Here is an 8,248-nt window from a genome sequence, read left to right as displayed (position 1 = left end):
TCACCAGCCAAGCCGTTTGCTTGGTCGGTGAACAGGGTTTTGATAAGACCTGCTCCTTCATCAGATCGAGACACCATCATGGGGCTGGCATTTCCTTTTGCATCGGTAAAAGTAAACATGATGCGAGTGCCACTGGCAATGGTTCCTGCAATCTTGCCATCATCACCCATGTCAAGGCTGGCAACCTCTTCACCGGCACGCATTACCTTGCCGATAGCGCCGCCTTCTGCATCCATTAGCCAGCTGATTGTAGCGCCATGCTTGGCAGCCTCAATATCTGCACCTTTGGCAGTCTCGAAGGGGTTGTAGCCTTCGCCTTTATCCACGTATGCGGCAACAAATGTCTTAAACTCATCAGTGGCATTGAATTTATGCACAGCATCAACCTTGGCAACTTGGTCTTCTATTTGCTGCTTCAGATCCGGGTCAACGCTGACGCTGTAGTAAAAATTCGTGTCAAAGTAGTCGGTCTGGCTATCGCTGTTGTCATAGCGGTACGCATTGCCGATTGCTTCAAGCACACGGATCATGGAGCGCATTTCGGTAGTGTAGCGGCCACTACCGGCAGCCATAACACGGAAGCCTTCCGGTACATCGCGAATGGTTACACTGATGGACTGCCCCATGCTGTACTTGCTGGTTTTCACGCTGATGAAGCTGGGCTTCCATCCGGATGGCTGCAGAATTTCCTTAATATCTTTGCGAATCGCCTTGGCAATATCAGCTGCGTCATTCTGGTTAACCGAGCTGATTTTTTCGCCCATTTTCGGCAGCTGAATATCGTCCAGTGGGCTACGGAAGCCAGCAAAAAACGCCTCAATCTGGCTCACAAGACTGTCGAATTTGCTTTCCAGAATGCCGACCGGGACGGGGATTGTTAGCGTCTCGCGAACCGCTGGGATGGGTTCGCTTTGCCCTGGCTGCGCATCTTCATTAAATTCCATTTCAACGGTCATGCTGTTCAGCGAATCCAAGGCATTCAGATAAACAGCACCAGTTCCGGACAGGGTTTTTTCTGTGGCAATGGCCGCATATTCAGAGAGCACATACTCAGGATCATTGACCGGGAAGTTATGCGGATCAAATCCAGCCATTGCCAGCTCTTCGGCCAGTGCAGCAGCAATGCGGGTACGCGCATCAAGGAATGGTTGAACGCCAAACCCTTCAGTGCTGGCTGGCTTGTCGGGCGCTACTGACTCCTGCTGTGGAGCTGTGATACCTGAAACAGCGTAATCCTTATAGCTTTTTCCGGTCGAAGACCATACGCTGTTGCGCTGCGTTAAAGCAGGCTTGCTTGCACTGGAGTTGAACTCGGCCACCATGCGAAGTGCGGCATCAGCGACATCATTATCACCGCGCTTGGCTCTGGTTTTGATCTTGCTGGCCAAGTTTGCAACGAAAAGAGCGCGATCCATGCCTTTTGCACCACTATCAATTGCAGCGATGTTTTTTAGCGATCTTGCCACGCTGCTAGCGAGAGAAGCATCCAGATCGGCAAGGCTGGGAGGCTGAGCTGGATTGGTTTCGTTGTTTTCATTGCCGGATGGCAGTTCTTGGCTATCATCTGGAGACTCGGATGCCTCCCGGATAAGCCTGGCCAAGTAACCTCTGTAGTTGGCTGCATTAACGTGATTGCCAATACCACCTGTTGGTATGTCTTGCTCCGTTTGCTCGATCCGCCCTTTGATCCAGTTGGCTGCCCCTTTTTGGGACGCCCCGACGCCCGCTACGCTGCGTGGCGTAATCTTTTTATCGCGGAGGTCGATCAGCATCTGGCGATACTTGGCAAGATCCTGTTTGAGCTTATCCAGGCTAAATCCGTTCTGATTTCCGCTATTAATCTCATCCATAAACTCGCTGGGAGAGAGCGGAGACAAGCCTTTTTCAATGGCTTCTTTGTAGTATGGCTCGTATATATTGTAGTTTTTGCCGCCAGGCATCTCCGGGTTATCATCTGGCGATTCATTTGTCTTGGTTACTGCTTCGATTTCCGTGCCAATTTCAGCTGCATCAGCCTTCAGTCGCTCGTTACGGGCGCGCTGCTCTTCAAGCTGATCTGCCAGTCGTACGGCACGGCGTTCTTCGGCCATCAGGCTTTCGTCAAGGCTAATGGCCTCTTCAGTGGCCGCTGCGACTCTGGTGCGCAGGTCTTCACGCCGGGCAGTCGCCTCCACCAGCTCTTGCTCAAGGGCTTCACGGGCAGCCTGCTGCTTCTGGAATTTGTCGCTGTTGGCTTCCACCAGTTGCGCCATTCGCCGCGCCATCAGCTGCAGGGTAATGTCACGACCACGTTCAGGGGCTACCGTGGCGGTAATGTCCTTTTTGTTCAGCATCCAGCGGTAAGCAACCAGGGTTTCATCTGGCTGGAATTTACGCGGATCGTTGTCTGGGGAGTGAAACAGGATGGATACCGTTTGTCCGTCACTGATACGAAGCGTCACGGTTTTGTAAGCAAACAGGGCGTTTTTGCGGTTCGGCCCCACAAAGGGGTCGCCATCCATCGTCAGGTTTTCAGGCAGGTGACGGGCAAATACACGCGCCAGTGCAGCAGCAGTCTTGCCGAGGCGGCTGTAAACGGCTGTAACGGCTTCCAGCACCATTTCCGTGCCTGGGTTCAGCAGATCATCAGCATCTTCAGGATTGCAGGATTCAAGCAGCAGCTCGGCACTGTCGGCATCTTCACCGGCCAAGCGGTACATGATTTCGCGCAGCTCTTTTTGATCCCATTTTTCAGTCAGATCAACGCCAAGGCCAACGCGGTAGCCGTGAACCGCTGGAAACAGAGTTTTTTTCATTATGCTGCACTCTCAAGTTGTTCGTTTTCTGCCAGCAGGCGGTCAATCTCTGCCTGATTCTTGTCGTTTTCCGCTCTCTTGGCTTCCAGCTGGCTGATTTTTTCGGCCATTGCCTGCTCTTGCTCTGCAAGCTGTGCATCCATTTCTTCAGCTTCCGCCTTGGTCTCGGCCAGCTTTGCCCGTGCGGTTGCCGGAGCTGTCTTGGGTTTTCCGCCATCAAGGTCAGACTCATTGACCTTCAGCTTTTGATGTTTGCGCCGCTGCGCTTTCGTGAATGCCGGTGAATTGGCCTTTGCCATCCGGGCGATTTCAGCGGCTGCCTTGCTCATGTCATCCACGTTTTTAACCGGGATCACACGGCTATTCAGCTGAACCTGATAAATATCACCGTTGCCTTCACCATCATTTTTCAACAGCATCATAATCTGCTGCCCATCAGCCAGAAAAAACGTGGATTTTTTGACTTGGTATCCAGCACGGCGGCTGGCGCGGTTCGGGGCATCCACCTCGATGACCGTTGCGCCGGCACGCTCAAAGGCTTTCTTTATGGGTTCAACACCCTGGGCATCGAAGGAATCAAACTTAAAACTTCCTGCGTAATTCTGATTCATGGTTCACCTGTTTTTTTTAGATTGCAGCCGGTGGATTTTCGCTCAGGTGCGGATAATCCAGATAACCGTAAGCCACATGCTCATCAGTCGGGGTAATCCAGTCCGGCAAGTCCTGCATCGCAGCAAGAATAGTGCCGTCATCATCATGCAGTGTAGTAATGCTGTACTTGTGAGGCACGGTAACACCGCCTGGCGGCAGGGTGCATTTCACGATCACACGGCCACCGCTGGATTCGACTTCCGGGATGCCTGTGTAAAACTCACCGGGCACGGTATTAAGGTCTGATGGGATTGGAAGCAGGGTAGGGGGATCTGTTGTTTCATCCACATAGCCATGCCCAAACCGGAACTCGACAATTCGAGGGCAGTTGCCGTTACTGGCAACGGATTGGGCTGTGCGCTCGTAATAAGCGGTCAGCATTTTCGCGGCACTGTATGTTGCCATAAACTATCAACCTCACTCGTAATACATGTCTAAAGGGGCAAAATCTGCCGGTATGTCATCCATGCGAGGCATGTCATCCGGTTGCTCAAGGTTAAGCAGTGGGTGCCTTACCGTGGCCACAGAAGCGCCGGAAATATCCTGATCTTCAACATCTGTATATTGCCTGGTTACTGATTTTAACGCCCTGGTAAGATCAAGGGTAGGTAAAACCTCAACCAGCTGATGACTGGCCGAATCAGAAGCCAGATTGCTGATAATTCCAATTACATCACCCTCAAGCCCCGGCCTCGGCCTGAATACGCCGTTAATATCCCATCCCATATCCAGTCGCCACTGAAGCGACAGCATTTCACCGCCAACATCAACCGTGTTAACCGATACGGAACTGATAATGCTGACAACAGAATCAACAGGGTTGGCATCCAGCCAGTGCCGCCCTGCTGCGATATTCAGCGGATGTGTGATAATAACCGGCTCAATCTCACCGATGTAAATACTGATAAACTGTATTCCATCATAAACAATGTGCGCCGGTTTTATTTCTAACAATTTTCTATCAAGCGCCGCCCTGATGCTATCACTACTAAAGCCGCTTTCTTTGGCAACGGGGGAATTAACCAGGGTTTTCCCGCGCGAGGTCATATAAGCCTCTGACGGGTCGATGCCAAGCTCGCCCATTTCGATTTCTGTTAAAAACCGGGTGCCGTATGGCTCCCCGATAACCGCGTAAAGAGGAAGCCAGCTTATCACAGCGCCACGAAAGTCACGCTGCAGCATCTGCTCAATACTGCTGCGCCTGTCCTTCCGGTGTATTTCGTAGCCACGCATAGCATAGGCTACGGACTTGCTGGTTGGCAGGATCGGAAGCGCTACCTCAAACTTGCTGCCAAGCTCTGCCAGTCTACGGTCTATACCCTCTTCGTCTGCCGTGAAGATGGATCTTAGTCGCTCATACTGGTCAACACTTGGCTCAAAGTTTTCATCCCAGAACTCCTGTATAGCCTCAGCCATCTGCACCCATCTTGGGTTTTTTGCCTGTCGGGGAGAGAGTCGCTTAACCAGCCAGTTTTCCGGTTTATCAGCCATAACTTATATCCAGTGCAGAAAGGTCAAGATCCAGATAAATCAAGTCGTTAAGTCCATTATCAGGAACCAGGCCGGCAATATCCACAACGAAGTGTCCGCCATCTGCAAAAACGCCTGTTCGCTCAATCAGGGAGTAAAAATCTTTGATTTTTATTTCTGTCTTTCTGTTTCTGCTGTCCCGTCCGTAGTTTGCCAGCAGCGTGCTGGCGATCTGGTTTTCAGCGTTCGATATTTGGATGGTTCTTGGTATAACGGCGGTTAGCGTTATCGTAAAAGGCTGCATTGCCGGTGGCACAAACACGTAGGTTCGGTTCAGCGGCTCCTCCAGCCGATCCAGTATTTCATCGCCAATGGTCGGGTTGTCCGGTGCCCATGCACTGATGTAAATTTTATTGATATGGGTCACGTCAAAACCGTAGACGCGCTCTTGTTCTTGCTCGCCCCACACGCGCACCCATACGGCCTCCGGCCAAATACGCTCAACCTGAAATTTGTAGTCGTCACGCCATACCAGCTGCTCATCATAGAGTGGATAATAACGCGCATTCAGGCGAATGCTTTCGATGTCTTCTTGCGGCTGCCCGCCTTGGATGATCGTGCTGGTAATAGCGCTCACCTTCGCAAGAATAGGATCGCTGCCATTTGCGACCACCCTGCTCATCTGCTGCCCCTGGGCTATTTCAATGCTGCCGCGTGTCAGCTGCAGCTCAAGCTGTATGATTGATCCTGCAGGAGGTATTCTGCCGAAAAACCCGTCACCAAAGCGGATTCCAAGTTGGTCAAGGCTGGTGTAAAACAGGTCGTAGGCACGCATTACTGACGTGGTGTTCATTAGCCTTGGATGATACGTCCACCTGTTTCCATCAACAAAAACAGCAACACCGCAAATATCACGGGTGATTTCCTTGTCGATCAGCACTTCATAAAATGGCACGGCATCACTGACTGTTCGTGCTTCCAGTCTGACCTCGTATTGCTCAACGTCAACAAGGATTGATCCATTTGCAGGTACGACCGCCGTTCCAGGAATGGTTAACGGTGTCTGGTCAGGCATCAGCCAGACTGACCCGGATGGCACCAGAACATCAGTCGTGTGCGTACTGGTCAGAAGAGCCTTGCCCTTGGACGGGGTTGCCATCCGTGGCACATAGCTCTTGTCTTCTGCGCCGGCCAGTACGCTTGAGCGATTGACTGCAGTTGACAGAAACGCCTCCTGGCGGTCGCGCTCAAGTCGCCACATTGCAGCACGGTACTGCCAGCTGTTAAAGATAGCCAGATTACGGATAAACTGCGAATCTTCCAGTTTTGCCCATTCCGGCTTACTGGCAAGTATCCGCTGAAATTCTTCAACGGATTCATCATTGGAAAGGTTGTAAATATCAGGCTCTGCCATTTTCTCCCTCTCTATAGGGTAGTGTGCCACCGAATACGCCGTAATTGTGAGCAATCATCACTGTGATACTATCAACTCCAGTCACATCAATTCGTATGTATCGGACAATAATACCCTCAATATCCTGAGTTATCTTCTGTGCTACCACCATTTCCATCTCGATTGCCAGCAGGTCAGAAGGCGGGTCAAACTGATACTGCCTGAGCGGATGCCCCCATCGGACGTTATCAGCCAGAGTACATGCAGGCGTGTCAAACCATTCATCAATACGGGCATTCATTGCCGACTCACTACCCTCATGCAGCAAAATACCTGACTGCACAAGAGATAATCGGTAATCAAGCTCATTCATCATGGACATTTGTTAAATCCTGTCATGCGATATTAGTGTCATCAGGGTATCATCAAAATCAACTGGCACAGATGCCATGGCGGGTGCGACTGGCTTATCTGTTTTTTTATCGCCTCCAGATTTTATTGCTTTGGCCAGCTCTGCCGCAATAGCCTTCGGATCAATGATCTGCTGTTGATTTTGCTGTTTGCCAGACTGCCGCTGTGCAGATCCTGAGGTACCGGCAGATGATGCGCTGACCATTTCAGAAGTGACCGGGGATGCCTTTACCTCTGACACCTGCAATCCGCTATCAACAACAGCTGCCGATCCAGATGCAGACACTCTGTTTTGTGGTGCGGCCGCCTCAGCCCATGCGGGTATTTCGGTTATAGGCTCTGATAACGCAGCCTCCCCCATTACCTCCCCGGAAGGATTGCCGCCGCCAGCAATGGCCTCTCCGGCCTTGCCGCCAAGCCATTCGCCGCCAAACGCGCCAGCAATGCCGCCGATTATGCCGCCAATCGCCGTGCCAAATACCGGGATGATTGAACCGATGGCTGCACCGGCCGCTGCTCCCGCCAAAGCCCCCCCACCAGCACCCACGCCTGTTGACAGAGCCTGCGTTTTTTTCTGCTCTTCGGTAAGGTCTGTGCGCTCTGCCAGCTCATTTTTCTTGCTGCTGTAGGCTATTAAACCCGCGATAGGAGCAGCCAGCGCACCCAGCGCCTTGCCGCCAAATCCAGCGGCACCCTTAAGCAGGCCACCACCCTTGGCAAGAATGCCGCCAGCCTTACCGGCCTTACCCCCACCAAGCAGCTCTGCGAGCGATCCAAGCATGCCGCCGCCTTCACCGCCAGACGACTTACCTGCTTTATCAAGCCCTTTTATTGTCGCTTTATGTTGTTTTTTCTGCTCTTTAGTTTGATCTTCTATCGCATCTTTTATTTCCGAAAGACCATCAGTGTTTTTGCTGACCTCGTAAACTGATTCAGCGATAACGCTTTGACTTTCAGATAATTTGTCGTTTTTTTTCGCTGGATCTTTGCCATCCTTTGCCATCCTGCCTTTAACAATTCCGATAGCTTTCGCTGCTACGCCCTCCGGGTCAGTCAGCTTGCTGTAAGCCTCACCTATTTCCTTTGCCGATCCATAAAAAGCACCGCCAGCAGCAGTGCCTATCTCCTCGTTGTCTGATGAGGCACCGGCAAACAGGCCGTTATCACCAACAGCAGCCTCCTTGATGGTATCGACCAGGCTTTTGTTTCGTTGGTCTTCTTTTCGCTCTTTTAGCGCCTCAGCACCCTTGTCTTCTTTTTCGTTTTTACTGACAAATCTACCGCTTGCATCACGGGCGCGTGATGATTCTTTTTTGGCATAGTCAGAGGCTGCTTTTTTGCTGCGCTCAATCGCCTTTGATGCTGATGTTATTTTTTTTGACTCAGTGGGTGCAGTGGGTTCCACGGGTGCAGTGGGTTCCACGGGTGCCACGGGTGCAGTGGGTTCCACGGGTGCCACGGGTGCAGTGGGTGCCACGGGTGCCACGGGTGCAGTGGGTTCCACGGGTGCCACGGGTGCAGTGGGTGC

General features: G+C 51.9%; 7 protein-coding genes. All 7 read right to left on the bottom strand.

Annotation, left to right across the window (positions count from 1 at the left end):
- On the bottom strand, nucleotides 1-2,795 hold a 2,795-nt coding region (locus IBX50_RS14585; protein WP_292257023.1), incomplete at its 3' end, for a hypothetical protein.
- Nucleotides 2,795-3,406, bottom strand: coding sequence for a hypothetical protein (locus IBX50_RS14580; RefSeq protein WP_292257022.1), 612 nt, complete (start codon nucleotides 3,404-3,406; stop codon nucleotides 2,795-2,797). The genes IBX50_RS14585 and IBX50_RS14580, both read right to left, overlap by 1 nt.
- Before the next feature lie 16 nt (nucleotides 3,407-3,422).
- Nucleotides 3,423-3,851 carry a hypothetical protein gene (locus tag IBX50_RS14575; protein ID WP_292257021.1) on the bottom strand — a complete coding sequence of 143 codons (429 nt, stop codon included), beginning with the start codon at nucleotides 3,849-3,851 and terminating at the stop codon, nucleotides 3,423-3,425.
- 12 nt (nucleotides 3,852-3,863) lie between these two features.
- The gene (locus IBX50_RS14570) at nucleotides 3,864-4,868 is read right to left on the bottom strand and encodes a hypothetical protein (protein ID WP_292257020.1); all 1,005 of its coding nucleotides are present in this window, start codon (nucleotides 4,866-4,868) and stop codon (nucleotides 3,864-3,866) included.
- 61 nt (nucleotides 4,869-4,929) lie between these two features.
- The gene (locus tag IBX50_RS14565) at nucleotides 4,930-6,330 is read right to left on the bottom strand and encodes a hypothetical protein (protein ID WP_292257019.1); all 1,401 of its coding nucleotides are present in this window, start codon (nucleotides 6,328-6,330) and stop codon (nucleotides 4,930-4,932) included.
- On the bottom strand, nucleotides 6,317-6,691 hold the full coding sequence (locus IBX50_RS14560) for a hypothetical protein (RefSeq protein ID WP_292257018.1): 375 nt from the start codon (nucleotides 6,689-6,691) through the stop codon (nucleotides 6,317-6,319). The genes IBX50_RS14565 and IBX50_RS14560 overlap by 14 nt, the downstream gene beginning before the upstream one ends.
- Nucleotides 6,692-6,694: 3 nt before the next feature.
- Entirely contained in the window at nucleotides 6,695-8,125 is a 1,431-nt protein-coding gene (locus tag IBX50_RS14555; protein ID WP_292257017.1) for a hypothetical protein, read from the bottom strand.
- Nucleotides 8,126-8,248: the final 123 nt, after the last annotated feature.

Source organism: Marinospirillum sp., from assembly GCF_014859565.1.
Note: the sequence above shows the minus strand (reverse complement) of the source record. Positions and strands in the feature narration are given on the sequence as shown.

Coding starts and splice junctions, on each gene's coding strand:
- IBX50_RS14580 (WP_292257022.1), bottom strand. CDS start 3,406: ATGAATCAGAATTACGCAGGAAGTTTTAAGTTTGATTCCTTCGATGCC.
- IBX50_RS14560 (WP_292257018.1), bottom strand. CDS start 6,691: ATGTCCATGATGAATGAGCTTGATTACCGATTATCTCTTGTGCAGTCA.
- IBX50_RS14575 (WP_292257021.1), bottom strand. CDS start 3,851: ATGGCAACATACAGTGCCGCGAAAATGCTGACCGCTTATTACGAGCGC.
- IBX50_RS14565 (WP_292257019.1), bottom strand. CDS start 6,330: ATGGCAGAGCCTGATATTTACAACCTTTCCAATGATGAATCCGTTGAA.